Origin of the sequence: Streptomyces sp. WELS2 (assembly GCF_013870595.1) — a bacterium.
In the GTDB taxonomy this organism is placed as follows: domain Bacteria; phylum Actinomycetota; class Actinomycetes; order Streptomycetales; family Streptomycetaceae; genus Streptomyces.
In genome coordinates this window covers 1-1,576 of record NZ_JACBWZ010001168.1, presented here as the reverse complement: position 1 = coordinate 1,576, position 1,576 = coordinate 1, and the positions used below count along the sequence as shown (strand labels likewise).

At 73.1% G+C, this 1,576-nt stretch carries 1 protein-coding gene; it reads right to left on the bottom strand.

Features of this window, described 5'->3' with window-relative positions; translation table 11 throughout:
* Positions 1-1,576 (bottom strand): 5,6-dimethylbenzimidazole synthase (gene bluB, locus H5J33_RS34705; protein WP_181798633.1); only part of this gene is annotated, 1,576 nt, incomplete at both ends.

The following is a 1,576-nucleotide window of genomic DNA, read 5'->3' as shown; positions in this document are numbered from 1 at the left end:
ATCACCGGCGTACGCAGGGACGCGCCGCCGAGCAGCAGGCCGACCATGGCCGCGTGCTCGAAGCCGCCGATGGCCGCGAGGACGCCGATCGGGTCGGCCGGGTCCGGCTGGTGGAGTTCCAGCGCACGGCGGACGACCTCGGTCTTGCGGACCAGCGTCTCGTCGTTGATGCCCGTGCCGCGCCCGGTCACCTCGGCCGGGTCGGCGCCGGTGAAGACGGAGATCAGCGCGGCGGACGCGGTGGTGTTGGCGATGCCCATCTCACCGGTGAGCAGCGCCTTGTTGCCGGCCGCCACCAGGTCGCGGGCGGTCTCGATGCCCACCTCGATGGCCGCCTTGGCCTCCTCGCGGGTCATCGCGGGACCGGCGGTCATGTCGGACGTGCCACCGCGGATCTTGCGCGGCAGCAGGCCCGGCGTGGCGGGCAGGTCGGCGGCCACGCCCACGTCCACGACGCACACCTCGGCGCCGACCTGGGCGGCGAAGGCGTTGCAGACGGCTCCCCCGCCGAGGAAGTTGGCCACCATCTGGGCGGTCACCTCCTGCGGCCAGGGGGTGACGCCCTGGGCGTGCACACCGTGGTCGCCGGCGAAGATCGCGACGGCGGCGGGTTCCGGGATCGGCGGCGGGCACTGCCGGGACAGCCCGCACAGCTGTGCGGAGATGATCTCCAGCATGCCGAGCGCGCCGGCCGGCTTGGTCATGCGCTTCTGGCGCTCCCATGCCTCGCCGAGCGCCTTGGCGTCGAGCGGGCGGATCTGTGCGACGGTCTCGGCGAGCAGGTCGTGGGGTTCCTCTCCGGGCAGGGCGCGGCGGCCGTACGTCTCCTCGTGCACCACCCAGGACAGGGGGCGTCGCTTGGACCAGCCGGCCTGCATCAGCTCGGGCTCGTCCGGGAACTCGTCGACGTACCCGACACACAGGTAGGCGACGACCTCCAGGTGCTCGGGCAGGCCGAGCGCGCGGACCATCTCCCGCTCGTCGAAGAAGCTGACCCAGCCGACGCCGAGGCCTTCGGCGCGGGCGGCGAGCCAGAGGTTCTCCACCGCGAGCGCCGAGGAGTAGGGCGCCATCTGCGGCTGGGTGTGACGGCCGAGGGTGTGCCGGCCGCCGCGGGTGGGGTCGGCGGTGACGACGATGTTGACCGGGGTGTCGAGGATGGCCTCGATCTTCAGTTCCTTGAACTGCTTGGCCCGGCCCTTCGGCAGCGACTTGGCGTACGCCTCGCGCTGTCGCATCGCCAGTTCGTGCATCGTCTGCCGGGTCTCGGCGGATCTGATGACGACGAAGTCCCAGGGCTGCGAGTGGCCCACGGAGGGCGCGGTGTGCGCGGCCTCCAGGACCCGGAGCAGCACCTCGTGCGGGATGGGGTCGCTGCGGAAGCCGTTGCGGATGTCGCGGCGCTCGCGCATCACCTTCAGGACGGCCTCCCGCTCGGCGTCGGCGTAGGCGGGCGCGGCCGGGCCGGCGGACTGTCGTGCTTCCGCCACCGCGGCCGTGCTCTCCTCCCGCTCGGCGGCCCCGGCGTCCAGGTCCTCCGGCTGCTCCGTGTGCGGTACGGCATCGGGAGCGGGCT